The following is a 14,068-nucleotide window of genomic DNA, read 5'->3' on the forward strand; positions in this document are numbered from 1 at the left end:
TTTTTTTGGTCTTGGTGGTAGATTTTTATTGCTAACTTTTGGCTCTATCACATTAATAATAAGAAATTTATTTTTGCTAGAATGGAATGATTTTTGGCAACTAAAGCATAAAAGAACTTTTAAATAATAGACAATAGCAGAAAATCTCCTTAACAAATCAAATAACGATTCGTTAAATGTATATTGTGCCTTTAATTACATATTAAGAGATGTCTAATAATTATTAGAATTGAATTATTATTTACTTCATTAAGTATTAAAACTGAATGGTATTAAAAATTTTTTATGAATAACAACAGAAATAATCGATTTTCTGGCAAAATATTATTTGGTAAGCCTGAGTAAATTTAAGTTATGTTAGAGTTTATTTTTTACAGCAACTAATTAAATTTTGTTATTTTATTACATTAACACCAGCAATCTAGTAAAGGTTACGCTGCTGTTTCTTAAACGACTAACAGATAAAATTGGCCTGCCAATACAAAATTATTCCCCACTTTATCATCATTTTTTTCAATAAAATTTATTTTATTTGTTCAGAAGTTATTATTGTATTTTTCTAAATTATAATCAAAATCTATCCTAATAATGGTGATGACTTGCATTTGCGCAGATTTAAATCAGCTAGCAATTGTTCTTTTTTATTTTTACAGCAGTTAGCCGCAATTGAAAATCAAATTAAAGATAAATATCGAATGGTATACCATCCATAAATCCTGGAGAAAAATCAATGGAAAATAATCTCATTAATTCTCCCCTTTTCCGTCAACAAGCCTATATTAACGGTCAATGGGTCGATGCTGATAAGCATTCAACATTTAATGTTATCAATCCTGCTAATGGTGATATAATTGCTAAAGTCAGTGATTTAGGCAAAATCGAAACACAAAAAGCTATCGATGCCGCTGACAAGGCATTACCCGCATGGCGTGCAATGAGCGCAAAACAGCGCAGTCAGATTTTAAATAAATGGTTTTATTTGATTATGGAAAATCAGACAGCCTTAGCAGAAATATTGAGCCTGGAGCAAGGTAAATGCCACAGCGAAGCAATGGGTGAAATAACTTATGGCGCTAGTTTTATCCAATGGTTTGCGGAAGAAGGAAAGAGAACTTATGGTGAAACAATTCCTTCTCCTGTCGCTGATTGCCGAATAATGACTATCAAACAAGCGGTTGGTGTCGTAGCTGCCATTACGCCATGGAATTTTCCCAATGCCATGATCACAAGAAAAGTTGCCCCTGCCCTGGCTGCTGGCTGTACCGTTATTCTAAAACCCGCGGCTGAAACACCTCTATCAGCTTTAGCATTAGCAGTACTGGCTGAGAAAGCAGGTATTCCTGCTGGTGTTTTAAATATTGTACCCAGTACCGATGCAAAAACAGTTGGTTCGGTTATGACAGCAAGCCCGATAGTCCGCAAATTAACCTTCACTGGCTCAACGCAAGTGGGGAAATTATTAATGGCGCTGTGTGCTAATACAGTCAAAAAGATCTCATTAGAGTTAGGCGGCAATGCACCTTTTATTGTTTTCGATGATGCTGATTTAGAAGCGGCTGTTCAAGGTGTATTAGCAGCAAAATTTCGCAATAGTGGACAGACTTGCGTTTGTGCTAATCGTATCTTGGTTCAAGCAACTATATATGACGAATTCGCAAAACGACTTAGTGCAGCTGTAAAAACTCTGCGCGTCGGGCCAGCAAGTCAAAAAGATGCTCAACTAGGACCGTTAATTAATCAGCAAGCCATCGACAAAGTAAAACAACATATTGCGGATGCTATCGCGCATGGGGCACACCTGTTAACCGGCGGCAATGTTGCCTCACAAGGAAAATTATTCTTTGAACCAACGATATTGACTGATGTAAATAACCAAATGAAAATCGCTAAAGAAGAGACATTTGGCCCATTAGCACCATTATTTAAATTTACTAACGAATCGGAAGCAATTCAGTTAGCTAATGAAACTGAATTTGGCTTAGCTGCCTATTTTTATTCACGCGATATTAGCCGTATCTATCGAGTTGCTGAAGCATTGGAAACAGGTATGATAGGCATTAATGAAGGACTCATCTCTAATGAAATGGCGCCTTTTGGTGGTATTAAACAATCAGGACTCGGGCGCGAAGGCTCCCATTATGGTATCGATGAATTTTTAGAATTAAAATATCTCTGTTTTGGTAATATTAAAACGACTACATAATTTAACTTAATGAAATATTAATAATTTTTATAAAGAATGAAAATTTGAGGGTAATGTTAACCTGATAAAATTAATTGCATTGACCCTCTGTGTTTTAAAACTCTATAGAATTTTAATTTAACACTAGATGATCTTGTATTGGATTGCTTTTTGCTGATAAATACAGTTTATTAACAATTTTTGACAATAATTAGTTAACACCTATAATTTATAATTAAAAATATCACTTTAATATATTATTATAAAATATATTATTTATATTGATAATATTATTGTGCATATGAAATCTAATAGTTAATGTTATGCTAATAGGATCTTATGATGTTTTTACCTTTTTTCATCGCTTTTCTGGTCACTATCTCACTTATTCTCAAACAGAGAAAACTAAGTTATATCCTTTTATTAATGCTGTTTATTATAACTATCTTATTATTTAAATATCATGCAAGCGATAATATCAACCTATCGTTTTAGTTAGAGAATTATGATGAAAACACTATCTTCAACAATAGTTATTTCTGATCTGAATATTCTAGGACTATTAGGAATATCTGTAACATTAATCGTTGCATTCTATTATCAAATTATATTACATGAAATACCCTGCCCACTATGCTTATTACAACGAGTGGGTATTATAATGATAGGTATCGGTTTTCTATTTAATCTTATCTTTGGTATTAATCAGCTTCATTATAGTATAATTATTCTTAGTTCTATCACCACATGTATCACTGCAACCTGATAGGACGTGAGATATTTAAACGGGAAACGTGCGATAAATGTGGATCTACCTGGGACAAACTGGATCTATCTGGGACAAGTCAGGGTGATTAAGTTACACATAGTGAAACAGAAATCATCACTCAAATTAATCGATTATTGAAATCATATTGCTGCTTGACGCCTAGGAATTTCAAAGTTTTTTTTGGTTAAAAAATAACCAAAATATATGATCTGGGTACCTATAACTGATAGGCCATGTCTGTAAGCTGCTTAAAGCGATTCTGAGAACAAAGCGGTACGGGTTTGGATGGTTTAGGGGGAGAAAACTCCGTAACGAGGCTCACAGTGGCCTTAAAATAAACATCTAGCTCAGATGTCTGGCGCTAGTTTCACAGAAGACGATTTGCAGCCGCTAGGCTGATTCGTTCAAGTCGTATCCAGTTCAGTCGGTAGAAGAGCATGATGGCTTTGCTTCTCTTCTCCTGATGCCTATTCTGGTAATTTGATCTGCAGGGATGTAAGTGGCAAGAGCGCCGTAGTCCTGATGAATAACATCGCCATACTCTACCCACTCATCGCTATTTGCCGGACTTCTATGCGTGACATAGAGAATGACATCGCCGTTATTACCCAGTGTAAAAGGCCCATTTGGAAGTTCCTCGAAGCGCCCCGGCAATCGTGATAGCAAGCCCGAGCCATCCTTCAGTACCACAAGTAATTCGGTCGCCCGATAATCCGTCAGACCAAACATTTGCTGCCAGGCAGAGTGGGTACTGTCAGACCATGAGATATTATGCTGCCGGAGAAACGCGCACAACCGTTTACGCCACAATGCACCCAGGGTAAATGCCAACAACACGGTTGGCAGCGCTGCTGCGTAAGCATTGACGCCACACCAAAGTGTCACGTGGTATATTACTGTCGGCAACAGGCTAAAAATCAGTGTAGAGAAGAGAATATCAATGGGTTTATGGTGTTCTTTCAGACCAACATTGGCAATAAAGTAGCTAATGTAGCCAGAGGCCAGCGTTACGAGTGTTGCCCAGGGTAAATCCAGCAGGGTTGAATCAAGCATATTTATCGCCTTTGCGTGGGTGCTATCGTAATGATAATAGTAATAAAAAAATGCTGAGGTACTTAAAGCGCGTTATAAATGATCAGCCTGCCTGCTTATCCTCATCTTCAAACAGATTGCCCTGGATGCGGGCCAGCTCTTCTTTTTTAACCCGTTTTATCACGGAATAAATCCACTGTAGCGAGACTTCGTACTTGCGTGCCAGGGCACGGTGGTTATGGCCGTTGAAATCGGCAAATATCTCCCGGTCGCGCTGGTTTATTTTCCACATCAGCCCCATCGGAAAGTAGACATTCTGCCCGCCCCAGACCCGCATCATTTGATTAGCGACGGCATCGCCTATCTGGCTAGCAACAGCGGGATCAACGTCGATAATCTGCCTAACAGTCTGTGCGGTGTGCTCGGCCAGCTCAACCAGTAACTCAGGCCCTTTACTGCGAAAGGTATGCTCTAGCATGAGGTTGCCCTCACCACGCGTTTTTGCCACTGCTTGAGTTTCTCGATAACCTGGCTGGCCTGCTGGCTATCCAGCCAGTAAGGCGAATCACAGCCGGTTTCCCGTTTAACAAAGTGGGCCAGGGCTGTTGCTGACGCATCCCGGACAATGCCCTCATCGGCCATTGCCTGCCACAGGGCCTGCATTTTCTGGATTTGCGGACGGTCGGTCTGCTTTTTCGTCGTGGGTTGAGTCGGTTGGATACGAAAGCCTTTGGCTTTCAGGGCGTTTAACACTTGCGCCAGTTGACCGATATTCAGGGCTTTTGCCGAGGTTTCTCCGGTTAGCCTGTGCAGCATCTGGCGGTAAGTCGTGTCGTCCAGTTTGAGATGATGGGCCGCGATATGGATTAACTGCAGGTATTTTTGTCGGGTCATCGGAGGCGTCCTTTATCGTTTTGGTCTGGGTCAGGATTCCTTATGCCATGAATAAAAAAATAATCCTTCGGGTTTTGAAGGATTATAAAATGAATATCGTTATTATACAATTGAATGAATTGTACGCCTATTTTCTGCTATGACTTCTTCACGCAAATCGCCCTGGCATCAATATCCTTGAAGGTTTCAAATTTTTCTGCGAACTGTTTGGCGGCCTGTTGACAGGCGGTTGCCGTGTCAAACTCCTGTGTATGCAGCGTGGAAAAAGCATGACCGGCATAGGGACTGGCGTATAGGGCTAAAATTAATATCCACATGATAATTTATCCTCTTTCACTGAATTAAGGTCGGATGTTCAATAAAACAAAGGCTGACCGCAATGAACACCAGGAAACCGGCAAACAGGCGGTTTTGTTGTTTGCGGGTTTCGGGCGATTGAAAATAAGGCCGCAAGCGAGTGGCAATGAATGCGTAGAGCGTCATCATCAGCGCATCGACCATTACCATCGTCAGAGTCATAAGGGTAATTTGTGGCCCTAACGATTGGGCCGGATTAAGAAAGACCGGTAGTGTGGCGAGTAGGAAGGCGAGCGCTTTGGCGTTGGTGATATCGGTCAGAAAACCCCAGCAGAACCGTTGCGAGCCGCGGATCAATGTCACGACATCGTAGGCATCCATGATGACCGGTGCGCGCCAGGTTCGGTAGGCGGCAAACAGTAGCCAGAGTACGCTGATGCCTTTCAGCAACAGCCAGGCGGCCGCTGAAGCGCGCAACGCTTCCGTGCTCAGTGCCACAATGGGCACCATCAAAGCTAATGCCGTGGCCTGACCGGCAATAAGCGGTAGCGTCTTGCGCCATCCCCGCTGGAAGGCATGGTTAAGCGTGAGGATAGCGCCCGCACCGGGTAATACGGCACTGAGCAAGGCACCCCCTAAAAAAACTAACCAAAGGTCAAGGTTCATGGTTTATTTACCTCGTGCGTTTGATGATGGGGTGGTATTGATGGCGACTTTGCCGTGATACCTTTTAGCGGCACGACATCCCAATTAAGTACCCAGGCGCTATACCGCTGTCCGCAGTGTGGACAGGTCAGTAACAGGTCAATCCCCCACTCACCGCTTTCAGGTTGCTGAATAACGTCTGCCTGGACGGGCTGCAGGTGGTGAGTCGCCCGATGGCAGCTGATGCAGGTAATGCTCATAATGTGTCTTCCTCATCTAATCGTGCTATCAGTTCGGCCAATATCTCGAAGGCATTTTGAAAGTCACGATACGCCGCCGCGGAATGGTCTGCCCGCAGGTGATGTATGCCGCGGTTTATGTACCTTTCAATCTGACGGCGTAGAGGTTTTATTTCCTGATAGCTCATGAGGCCACCTCCTGCTCGAAGGGGGTAATAATGAAATCCTCAAGCTGGTTGCGAAACGTAATGCCGGGAATATTCAGTCGCTGGATAGTGTCCTGATTTTTGAGCAGGGCATTTTTATCAAGCTGTGCTTTGCGAATAATGCAGTCGGTCTGTCCGTTTTCTTCCAGCGCCTGCAGGATATCGTCCATCCCTTTTAGCGAAACGGACGGTGGGCGGTTACGCCATGACACCTCGCCGGTTATCAGGTTGGCGGTTTTGGTTTTGCCGTTTTGGGTAAGCTCTTCACGGTTGGCCTCGCACCAGGTCTGGATACCTCTTTGCAACAGGGTGATGCGGGCTTTCATGGCTTCAATATCAGCCGCATGTTGATGGGTTAAGCGCGCAATTTCATCGTTAATCTGTGTCTCCAGCCGGGTCATTTCCCGCTGGATATCGCCCAGACTTTTAATATCGCTTATCACCTGCTCACGGGTTTGCGGGGTGCAGGAAGCCGCCACGGCTTTAAGCCGCGTTATTTTCTTTGCCATCTTTTTTACCTTTTCATTAACAACGTCGGGAATTAAACGCGCTCGAAAATAATGTCCTCAAGGGCGTCACTGTATTGAATATGCTCAAATACGTTAATTCTATATCGGGCCGCAATGTCACCGAGACAGCAATCCTGTTCATTAAAATCACGGCAGTTTTCGCAAATCGATAAATAGGTTTCATAGTCCTGTTCCGGCATATCGACGGTCTTTGCCAAATAAACCGATTGGCGAGCGGTAATACGGACAGGGCGTGTTTTCATGATTAACGTACCTCCCAGGTGATTCGGCAGTTATCTTGCAGAAACTGGTATTTTTCCCAGCGACCCTGATGGTCGGTACCCAGGGCATAGCGAACGGCATGCCCCTTTTTATGTAAGGCATCACACCGTCGGTCATGCAGCAGGGTAATGGTCGGACGGCTATAGCCATCAACGGTAAACTGACTGACGGTAAAACCTTCCTGGCTGAGGTTGTCCATCACCGACAGGCATTGCCTGAACTGCTGCTGGATGGCCTGGTAGGTCATCGCTGACGGGTTTTTAATGGTCACGGCGGGGTTCAGCATAAAAGCCTCCTTTAATGCACACTGTGAATAATATTGGCGTCGATAACCGGAATGGCGTTTTGCGCGGCCAGATTCATGGCGGCGGTCACCAGATTGCCGATAGCCAGGGGATAAAGCAGGCTGACCGGCGTGTCTTTTTTCGGGCGCAGCCAGCTTAGGCGTTGACGTAGTGCCGGTATCGCATCCGGGCCGAGGACTTTGCTCGTGTCGCCACCGACGCGTTTAAACTTGAAATCAAGAAAGTCGGTCAGGTGTTCATCCAGCGGCGGCAGGTCAATCACTTCGCAGCGCTGTACCACTTCCTGACTCGCCAGCAGGCGCTCGGATAACTTGTCGCCCAGTTCGGGTTGTCCCAGCAGGACGATGGACAGCAGTTTTTTAAAGCTGTCTTCCAGCTCAAAGAAGCGTTTGAGGTGCTTTAAGGTCGGGATGGGCAGACAATGGGCTTCTTCAATCACCAGTACATGGCTGTACCCGGCGCGGCTGCTCTCTTTAATAGTCGGTGTAACTGACGGAAGCGGGCTTCCGGCGAGCGTTTGAGTTTTTCCAGTGGGGCCAGGGTATGGACAATAGCCTCGGCAAGACTGGCCGCTTTCAGGGTCTTGCCCTGATGGTCGTTGTCTTCCATCGCCAGCACGTAGGGTTCAATCACCACCACCGGGGCGTTTTCCCGATAAATACGGTCAGTCAGGTCACGTCGCAGCGTGCTTTTACCCGAACCGGATTCGCCGATAACGGCGATAAAGCCGCCATAACGGGCGGTCTGGTACAATGCCTCACGCACATAACGGCTTTGAGGGTTAAAAACACATCTTCATGACCCTGTATGGCCTGGTCATCAAACGGGGCGCGAAACAGCCCGAAATGCTTTTTGGTGGCAGGCAGCAATACCTGTTTTTTGAGTAACATGGTGTCTTCCTCATTGCTAAGTAGTGGGCGCTTTTCCTTTCCGCCGGGCGTTATCCCGTCAAAGCAGTCGTCCGCTGCGATGCCCTGGTTACATAGCCAGGCACGGATACGCTGTTTTAGCGCGTCGGTGTCCTGTTTCGGCCACTGATGGTGGTTGACTATCTGCGCCAGTGTCGCCTCGGAAAGGTCAAGCGCACGGGCCAGTGCCGCCTGGGTCAGATTGTGTTGTTGTAACAGGGTTTTCAGTTTCAGCATGATGGCCTCCCGTTAACCGTGACTGGCCAGACTGAGCACCACATCGGTGGACTGGGCCATCAGTTCATCACCCAGTGCATCGACCTGGTCAGCCGGAATACCGTCCGGGAAGCGTTGGGTCAGCGCGGTGTAAAATTCACTGCGCCAGGTCTTGCCCGCCGACTGGAAACGCGCGCGCAGGCGTTGCACCACCACGACCGGGTTTAAACGTTCTTCAAAACGCGGGGCGCAAACCGGGGAGACCTGACCCTGTTTGGGCAGGTAAATCGGTGGGGTATCGCGTTCATTGTCCAGATAAGGGTTAAAGCGCCCATCAAAGGGTAAGGCGTTGGCTTTTTGCGCGGCGGCGGTTTCCCCCGGCGTGGTGGTGCCATACAGGGTCTGCTCGACTTCCGCCAGATGATGTTGCGCCGTGGTGTGGGGTAATGCCTTGAACGATTCGCCTAATGTCGGTGCATTGAGGGCAAAGCCATAGTCGTCTTTCACCACTTCCGGCACCCGGCAGAAGGTTTCCAGCCCGTCCTCATTCATCATGACCACCTGCGCTTCACTGTCGCGCCAGGGGTTACGCACTATCTGTACGGTGTCGCCCACGCAAACGCCGGGGACTTGCCGCACATCATATTCACTCCCCCTGAACGACACGCGAAGGTGGGTGCTAACCTTACGGTTTTCCGGCAGACTCACCGCCAGTTCGCGGCATACGTCAACAGGTGGTGCCTTGATTAACTGTCCAGGGGTAATACGCAGCCAGCAGTCGGTGCGGGTCATGCCGGTACGTCGGTGGATGGCGGTACGGTTGTATTTTTTACGCCACAACCCGACCAGGCGGTTCAGTTCATCAATATTATCGACTTGCACAAACCGCAGGCCAGATTCAAAATGGCACTCGAGAATGTCGCGCGCCTTTTCCACTGAGCCGGTAGCGCGGGCGTTGCGGGCTTTATGGGCGATAAGTTGAATACCGAGGGTTTTGCACAAGTTACGCATCGTGGACGAGACCAGGGCACAACCGGGGTCGGTATAAAGGATACGCGGCACGCCATGCAGTACGTCGGCCCCACCGCGCTCCTGCATGGCATTAATCAGCACATCGGTAAAATTTTGTGTCGTTTCGCCACCGAAGCGGTACTCGGCGTAAATCCAGCCGCTGGTGTGGTCGGTCAGCTCAAATGACCAGACGCGGTCGTTAACAATGCGGTCGAGATTTTTGGGCTTGTTCTTGTTAAATTCCGCCTCTGTCATCATGCGCAGGCCGCTATCGCGTGTCGTGCGTTTTTTATCGGGATTTTTCAGGTAATAAAGCACACACAGCGACGCATCCAGCTGCCAGGCATGATTGGGATGGTCAGTTTTTAGTTGGACACACGGGGCCGGTGCCCGTAACTGATTAGGGTGTAGACGATAGTGGTACAATGCCCGGCTGATGGCATCGACCGACAGGGCGAACCACTCGCCGGTTTCATTATCAATATACCCGGCATCAATCAGGTTATTAGCCCGCAGGTCGTTAACCGTCTTTCGCAGACTGTAGAGGCGTTTGCCATTCTTACGTTCTGCTTCCATGATAACGCCCGATATCAACAGAGCTTCGTCACGCGTCAGGGCACTGGTACCATAATCTACCCGCTGCTTGCGCGGTGCCTTATAGCTCACCTGCTTGATTTTTCGCAGCAGCGTCGCCCTGGAAATGCCGAGTGCCTGGCAACCTGTCTGATAAACCGCGTCTTTACCGCCATGCCTTGCTTTTTCGGCAGCCTGAGCAATCGCCAGTACGCGTTCGGTCAGGATGGTGTTCATTGCACCACCTCCTCACCGTTATCTTCACCAGTACCGCGCAGGTGCTCCGGTAACTGAAAATCGGCGTCTTCGGCATCACTATCGTCTTTTATCCAGTCAGGTACTGCCTCTGACACCGCGTGGTGGGGCAAGGCAAAGTCGCTACGTAATACATTGATTTCAAACTCAATATCATTGAGTAGCCCCGCTAAATAGTCGGCATGGGACAGAATATCCCCACTGTGGCTATTCAGTTTTTCCAACCCTTCGCGGAAGCGTCCCATTAACATAGCTTTAACATCAAAGCCCACCAGACTAATTTCTTCGCGGAGATGCCGTAAGCCCTCTTCCCTAACGGGCGATGTTGATCGATCAGGCGTTTTTCACTCAGTTCATTGATCTTTTGATCTTTCTCATTGGCCAGGCGGCGGCTGGCTTCAAGGGATTTTTCTGTCTCTCGTAATTTTGCGCGCAGTTCTCGTACCGACATCCTGTCAACCTCGGTCAGTGTCATACCAGCAATAGTGCCGCCTTCGGCTAAAACATCTAGATCCTCATCATTTTCAGTTAATAATTCATAAAGTTTAGCTTTTCCCAAAACGCCTAACGTTGCGCGTTTTGGGGCTTCAATTCCATTACCTAAAAACTTTAGGCTTGCCTGCATCATTCTGCGAGCTGTTTGCGGTATAAGCCCTAAATCCTTTTCAAGGATTTTTGTAAATTCCCCATGAGGTTCATTCTCTTTAAGAATAATGAGTCGCTTCCCCGCCTCAAGCATGGCTTCGGCGCTCTGTGCCATATAGAAGCGCGCCTCATGCACAATGCGCTCGCGCTGATAGGCAAGCCCTCGCCGTACTTATCCATAATGGCTTGCTGATGTTCAGCCAGGGCATTAAGGTTGTTCATTAAATCCGGTGCCAACGGTTGTTCGGGGGCAATTTCAGCCGTCATCGGTAATGCTTTTCTACCCATTATTTTGTCCTCTTACAGTTTTGACGATGAGGCTACGCAGCGGCCATGCCTTTCTGCCATCTTGATTTGTGCCCGTTCGGTTTCATCAAAAAAGGCAAGGGCAATCTGTATCAATTCTTCACTCAAGGCGTAATTCCCATTGAAGCGCCGCTCAATCATCCCTTCTTCCACTAAAAATGGCAGGGTGCGACTGATATTGGCCGCAGAGTCATTGATTAGCGCCGCCAGGGCTTTATTGGACAGGCCGTCGCGGTAATGCCCTTTCATGGCTTTCAAAATACGCAGCGCCCGCCGTGTGCGTGAAGAGGGGTGCAGTAATAAGGTGTTTTTCATCGAATGCCTCTTTTTCATTAATGGAAATTGTGTTACCGTCAGTGAAACAGGCGAATGTTATTTTTTATGGCGTTTTTTACTGTATGGCATGGGTGAACCAACTATCTGTTCAATAGCGCATTTTACTTTACGGGCTTTTCCGCGTGAGCCTTGGCAAGCACCATTCAGTAACACATAGATGTCATGAGGCTTAAAACCATATTCCTGTGCCCACTTAGCGACCGAAGGATATTGCTGATAGATATGCTCGTAAAAATTGCGCTTAAAGTCGGCTGGGTGTTGCAGTGACATGGTGTTATCTCCGTTATAAAAAGTTAAAAATAAATATACAATAGCATTCAAAATAATGTAAAGTCTTTTTTATATGTTTTTGTATGTTTTCTATCACCGTTAAAGACCACGGGCTGTTATCGGCCTAAAGGAGACCTGTATGGCAAAGAAAAAGCGACAACCAGCCTGTCTGTCAGTACGGCGGACAATATCACGATTGCGGGGGGGGGCAATTGCATACCCTGAAAAAAGGCAGAAAACAGCGCTCAACAGGAGGTGATGGCGCGTTTTGGGGATGGGCTACCCTATGAGAGGGAACGCATTGTGCATGAAGCGCGCTTCTATATGGCGCAAAGTGCCGAGGCGATGCTGGAGGCCGGGAAGCGGCTGATTATTCTTAAAGAGAATGAACCTCATGGGGAATTTACAAAAATCCTTGAAAAGGATTTAGGGCTTATACCGCAAACAGCTCGCAGAATGATGCAGGCAAGCCTAAAGTTTTTAGGTAATGGAATTGAAGCCCCAAAACGCGCAACGTTAGGCGTTTTAGGAAAAGCTAAACTTTATGAATTATTAACTGAAAATGATGAGGATCTAGATGTTTTAGCCGAAGGCGGCACCATCGCCGGATTGACGCTAGATGACGTTGACCGGATGTCGGTACGGGAATTACGGGCGGCATTACGTAAAGATGAGTCGGCGCTTAAACGCAGTCAGCAACTGGTGGCAGAAAAAGAGAAGCAGTTGCAACAACTAAGCCAGCAACTGGCTGGCAAAACGTCTACGGCTGCTACGAGCGATGAACAGGCACCACTCGATACCCAGCAGTGGGTGACACTGACACTCGAAGGGGTGGGAGATCGTCTTAAATCAGAGCGCCTGCGATTGGGGCTTAGCCAGGAGATCTTCGCCGAACGGTGCGGAGTCAAAAAACTCACTCAATACAACTATGAAAAAAGTGAGCGGCATCCTGATGCGGCTTATCTGGTATCGGCTAAAGCATTAGGGGTTGATGTTAATTACTTGATCACTGGTGAGCGCAGTGATGAAGCCAGTGCACTCGACGTGGTAAGAGATGAGGAGGAGGCAACTTTATTGACGACGTTCCGCCATATCCCCGGTGAAACACGCGAGGTGGCACAACGTACCCTGGCTGCAATGGCAGAGAAAAAAGCCGCCCGCAGCCGCGCATGACCCATCCCTCTCCGTTGCAGCGGAGAGGGTTATTTAACGGTAATAATCAGCTCACGCCGTTGGGTGGGCTGATTGCTGTTGAGACTATAACGAATTGGTACACTCTCCATCACAAAGCCTCGAAACACTGCCCGCATCTCGGGAATATCATTGACTGAAATAATCATCATGCCCGCTAAATCCCGTCCCATACCCGCTAATTTTTCATATTGCTCCAGGCCAAAATCCACGCCATAGCCTTCTGTCCCCCAGTACGGTGGGTCGCAGTAAAACAGCGTGTGCGGACGGTCATAACGGGCAATGCAGCTGGCCCAGTCCAGCTGTTCTATGGTGGTGCGTGATAATCGCAGATGCGCGAGCGACAGCTCTTCTTCCATGCGTAGCAGATTCAGGCGTGGCCCCGTGGTGGTGGTCACGCCAAAGGTGTGCTCCGCCACCTTGCCGCCAAATGCCTGTTTTTGCAGGTAATAGAAACGGGCGGCCCGCTGGATATCAGTTAAGGTTTCGGTTGGGGTGATGGTTAACCAGTGATACATCGCCCGGCTGACCAGCGCCCATTTAAACTGGCGCATAAACTCTTCCAGATGGTGTTTTAGTACCCGATAGAGATTGACCAGCTCGCCGTTGATATCGTTAATCACTTCCGCTTTGCTGGGTGACTTCATAAAGTAGAGCGCGGCTGCGCCACAAAACGGCTCCACGTAGCAGGTATGCGCAGGAAAGCGCGGTAAAATCTGTTTTGCCAGCCGCCGTTTACCGCCTATCCAGGGCAGTATCGGTAAAAAATTTTGCTGCATTGTCTGTAAGCCTTTTTCACTAATGGAAATTAAGGTAGACTCTTTCCTGTTCTCGAGAACGGAAAGCGCCACGGTTGACTCACAGGTCGTGTCTGTGTGTTGACGGCCTGTCCGGTGTTCCTGCACCGGGTGGGTCGCGCTTTTTCCCTTGCCCCATTCGGGGCTAATCACTGCGCCTAACCTAACCGTTCACCAATCCTCCCACTAGTAAACCGCTT

The 14,068-nt window shown here is 47.2% G+C and carries 19 protein-coding genes and 2 pseudogenes; 4 read left to right on the forward strand and 17 right to left on the reverse strand.

Annotated features, from left to right (window positions below; genetic code table 11):
• The first annotated feature begins 730 nt into the window (after positions 1-730).
• From WH390_RS02540 to WH390_RS02550, 3 genes are all read left to right on the forward strand, one after another.
• Positions 731-2,203: an NAD-dependent succinate-semialdehyde dehydrogenase gene (locus WH390_RS02540; protein ID WP_406850660.1), complete on the forward strand. Its 1,473-nt coding sequence runs from the start codon at positions 731-733 to the stop codon at positions 2,201-2,203.
• 321 nt (positions 2,204-2,524) lie between these two features.
• Positions 2,525-2,677 (forward strand): DUF5993 family protein, encoded by a 153-nt coding sequence (locus WH390_RS02545; protein ID WP_238565722.1) that lies wholly within the window; start codon positions 2,525-2,527, stop codon positions 2,675-2,677.
• A 13-nt stretch (positions 2,678-2,690) separates the two neighbouring features.
• Positions 2,691-2,948 carry a disulfide bond formation protein B gene (locus tag WH390_RS02550; protein ID WP_202962601.1) on the forward strand — a complete coding sequence of 86 codons (258 nt, stop codon included), beginning with the start codon at positions 2,691-2,693 and terminating at the stop codon, positions 2,946-2,948.
• Positions 2,949-3,371: 423 nt separating this feature from the next.
• Here WH390_RS02550 and WH390_RS02555 read toward each other — a convergent pair whose 3' ends face one another.
• The 16 genes and pseudogenes from WH390_RS02555 to WH390_RS02630 all read right to left on the reverse strand — a co-directional run bounded on the left by WH390_RS02555 (position 3,372) and on the right by WH390_RS02630 (position 11,880).
• Positions 3,372-3,857 carry a hypothetical protein gene (locus WH390_RS02555; protein ID WP_406850622.1) on the reverse strand — a complete coding sequence of 162 codons (486 nt, stop codon included), beginning with the start codon at positions 3,855-3,857 and terminating at the stop codon, positions 3,372-3,374.
• A gap of 229 nt (positions 3,858-4,086) precedes the next feature.
• The gene (locus tag WH390_RS02560; RefSeq protein ID WP_032116685.1) at positions 4,087-4,461 is read right to left on the reverse strand and encodes a Mor transcription activator family protein; all 375 of its coding nucleotides are present in this window, start codon (positions 4,459-4,461) and stop codon (positions 4,087-4,089) included.
• Positions 4,455-4,877 (reverse strand): gp16 family protein, encoded by a 423-nt coding sequence (locus WH390_RS02565; protein ID WP_032116684.1) that lies wholly within the window; start codon positions 4,875-4,877, stop codon positions 4,455-4,457. Before WH390_RS02565 ends, WH390_RS02560 begins: the two co-directional genes overlap by 7 nt.
• 137 nt (positions 4,878-5,014) lie before the next feature.
• Complete coding sequence (locus WH390_RS02570) at positions 5,015-5,194, reverse strand: hypothetical protein (RefSeq protein ID WP_032116683.1); 180 nt, start codon at positions 5,192-5,194, stop codon at positions 5,015-5,017.
• A gap of 16 nt (positions 5,195-5,210) precedes the next feature.
• A complete protein-coding gene (locus WH390_RS02575; RefSeq protein ID WP_032116682.1) occupies positions 5,211-5,840 on the reverse strand; it encodes a LysE family translocator in 630 nt (209 codons plus the stop codon).
• On the reverse strand, positions 5,837-6,079 hold the full coding sequence (locus tag WH390_RS02580; protein WP_032116681.1) for a hypothetical protein: 243 nt from the start codon (positions 6,077-6,079) through the stop codon (positions 5,837-5,839). The genes WH390_RS02575 and WH390_RS02580 overlap by 4 nt, the downstream gene beginning before the upstream one ends.
• The gene (locus WH390_RS02585; RefSeq protein ID WP_187290976.1) at positions 6,076-6,246 is read right to left on the reverse strand and encodes a hypothetical protein; all 171 of its coding nucleotides are present in this window, start codon (positions 6,244-6,246) and stop codon (positions 6,076-6,078) included. The genes WH390_RS02580 and WH390_RS02585 overlap by 4 nt, the downstream gene beginning before the upstream one ends.
• Positions 6,243-6,773: a host-nuclease inhibitor Gam family protein gene (locus WH390_RS02590; protein WP_032116680.1), complete on the reverse strand. Its 531-nt coding sequence runs from the start codon at positions 6,771-6,773 to the stop codon at positions 6,243-6,245. Before WH390_RS02590 ends, WH390_RS02585 begins: the two co-directional genes overlap by 4 nt.
• Positions 6,774-6,805: 32 nt before the next feature.
• Positions 6,806-7,036: a hypothetical protein gene (locus WH390_RS02595; protein ID WP_032116679.1), complete on the reverse strand. Its 231-nt coding sequence runs from the start codon at positions 7,034-7,036 to the stop codon at positions 6,806-6,808.
• 2 nt (positions 7,037-7,038) lie between these two features.
• Positions 7,039-7,254 carry a hypothetical protein gene (locus tag WH390_RS02600; protein ID WP_290605697.1) on the reverse strand — a complete coding sequence of 72 codons (216 nt, stop codon included), beginning with the start codon at positions 7,252-7,254 and terminating at the stop codon, positions 7,039-7,041.
• A 98-nt stretch (positions 7,255-7,352) separates the two neighbouring features.
• A pseudogene (locus WH390_RS02605) lies at positions 7,353-8,505 on the reverse strand (AAA family ATPase).
• Between the two features lie 12 nt (positions 8,506-8,517).
• Complete coding sequence (locus tag WH390_RS02610; protein WP_032116676.1) at positions 8,518-10,305, reverse strand: DDE-type integrase/transposase/recombinase; 1,788 nt, start codon at positions 10,303-10,305, stop codon at positions 8,518-8,520.
• Positions 10,302-10,595, reverse strand: a complete 294-nt coding sequence (locus WH390_RS02615; protein ID WP_406850661.1) for a hypothetical protein — start codon at positions 10,593-10,595, stop codon at positions 10,302-10,304. Before WH390_RS02615 ends, WH390_RS02610 begins: the two co-directional genes overlap by 4 nt.
• Positions 10,568-11,083, reverse strand: a complete 516-nt coding sequence (locus WH390_RS02620; protein ID WP_406850662.1) for a hypothetical protein — start codon at positions 11,081-11,083, stop codon at positions 10,568-10,570. Before WH390_RS02620 ends, WH390_RS02615 begins: the two co-directional genes overlap by 28 nt.
• A 185-nt stretch (positions 11,084-11,268) precedes the next feature.
• On the reverse strand, positions 11,269-11,589 hold the full coding sequence (locus tag WH390_RS02625) for an Rrf2 family transcriptional regulator (protein ID WP_032116675.1): 321 nt from the start codon (positions 11,587-11,589) through the stop codon (positions 11,269-11,271).
• Between the two features lie 57 nt (positions 11,590-11,646).
• Positions 11,647-11,880, reverse strand: a complete 234-nt coding sequence (locus tag WH390_RS02630; protein ID WP_032116674.1) for a hypothetical protein — start codon at positions 11,878-11,880, stop codon at positions 11,647-11,649.
• A gap of 252 nt (positions 11,881-12,132) precedes the next feature.
• On the opposite strand from WH390_RS02630, the pseudogene WH390_RS02635 reads away from it, so the two are divergent.
• A pseudogene (locus WH390_RS02635) lies at positions 12,133-12,550 on the forward strand (DUF3102 domain-containing protein); the annotation flags it as partial.
• Positions 12,551-13,082: 532 nt separating this feature from the next.
• Here WH390_RS02635 and WH390_RS02640 read toward each other — a convergent pair.
• Positions 13,083-13,850, reverse strand: a complete 768-nt coding sequence (locus tag WH390_RS02640) for a DNA adenine methylase (protein WP_032116673.1) — start codon at positions 13,848-13,850, stop codon at positions 13,083-13,085.
• Between the last annotated feature and the right edge of the window lie 218 nt (positions 13,851-14,068).

The sequence above is a fragment of the Candidatus Arsenophonus nilaparvatae genome (assembly GCF_045346035.1).
In the GTDB taxonomy this organism is placed as follows: domain Bacteria; phylum Pseudomonadota; class Gammaproteobacteria; order Enterobacterales; family Enterobacteriaceae; genus Arsenophonus; species Arsenophonus nilaparvatae.

Excerpts from the sequence above, each read along its gene's own strand:
- WH390_RS02540 (WP_406850660.1), top strand. The coding sequence starts at position 731 with ATGGAAAATAATCTCATTAATTCTCCCCTTTTCCGTCAACAAGCCTAT.
- WH390_RS02545 (WP_238565722.1), top strand. The coding sequence starts at position 2,525 with ATGTTTTTACCTTTTTTCATCGCTTTTCTGGTCACTATCTCACTTATT.
- WH390_RS02550 (WP_202962601.1), top strand. The coding sequence starts at position 2,691 with ATGAAAACACTATCTTCAACAATAGTTATTTCTGATCTGAATATTCTA.
- WH390_RS02560 (WP_032116685.1), bottom strand. The coding sequence starts at position 4,461 with ATGCTAGAGCATACCTTTCGCAGTAAAGGGCCTGAGTTACTGGTTGAG.
- WH390_RS02565 (WP_032116684.1), bottom strand. The coding sequence starts at position 4,877 with ATGACCCGACAAAAATACCTGCAGTTAATCCATATCGCGGCCCATCAT.
- WH390_RS02570 (WP_032116683.1), bottom strand. The coding sequence starts at position 5,194 with ATGTGGATATTAATTTTAGCCCTATACGCCAGTCCCTATGCCGGTCAT.
- WH390_RS02575 (WP_032116682.1), bottom strand. The coding sequence starts at position 5,840 with ATGAACCTTGACCTTTGGTTAGTTTTTTTAGGGGGTGCCTTGCTCAGT.
- WH390_RS02580 (WP_032116681.1), bottom strand. The coding sequence starts at position 6,079 with ATGAGCATTACCTGCATCAGCTGCCATCGGGCGACTCACCACCTGCAG.
- WH390_RS02585 (WP_187290976.1), bottom strand. The coding sequence starts at position 6,246 with ATGAGCTATCAGGAAATAAAACCTCTACGCCGTCAGATTGAAAGGTAC.
- WH390_RS02590 (WP_032116680.1), bottom strand. The coding sequence starts at position 6,773 with ATGGCAAAGAAAATAACGCGGCTTAAAGCCGTGGCGGCTTCCTGCACC.
- WH390_RS02595 (WP_032116679.1), bottom strand. The coding sequence starts at position 7,036 with ATGAAAACACGCCCTGTCCGTATTACCGCTCGCCAATCGGTTTATTTG.
- WH390_RS02600 (WP_290605697.1), bottom strand. The coding sequence starts at position 7,254 with ATGGACAACCTCAGCCAGGAAGGTTTTACCGTCAGTCAGTTTACCGTT.
- WH390_RS02610 (WP_032116676.1), bottom strand. The coding sequence starts at position 10,305 with ATGAACACCATCCTGACCGAACGCGTACTGGCGATTGCTCAGGCTGCC.
- WH390_RS02620 (WP_406850662.1), bottom strand. The coding sequence starts at position 11,083 with ATGGCACAGAGCGCCGAAGCCATGCTTGAGGCGGGGAAGCGACTCATT.
- WH390_RS02625 (WP_032116675.1), bottom strand. The coding sequence starts at position 11,589 with ATGAAAAACACCTTATTACTGCACCCCTCTTCACGCACACGGCGGGCG.
- WH390_RS02630 (WP_032116674.1), bottom strand. The coding sequence starts at position 11,880 with ATGTCACTGCAACACCCAGCCGACTTTAAGCGCAATTTTTACGAGCAT.
- WH390_RS02640 (WP_032116673.1), bottom strand. The coding sequence starts at position 13,850 with ATGCAGCAAAATTTTTTACCGATACTGCCCTGGATAGGCGGTAAACGG.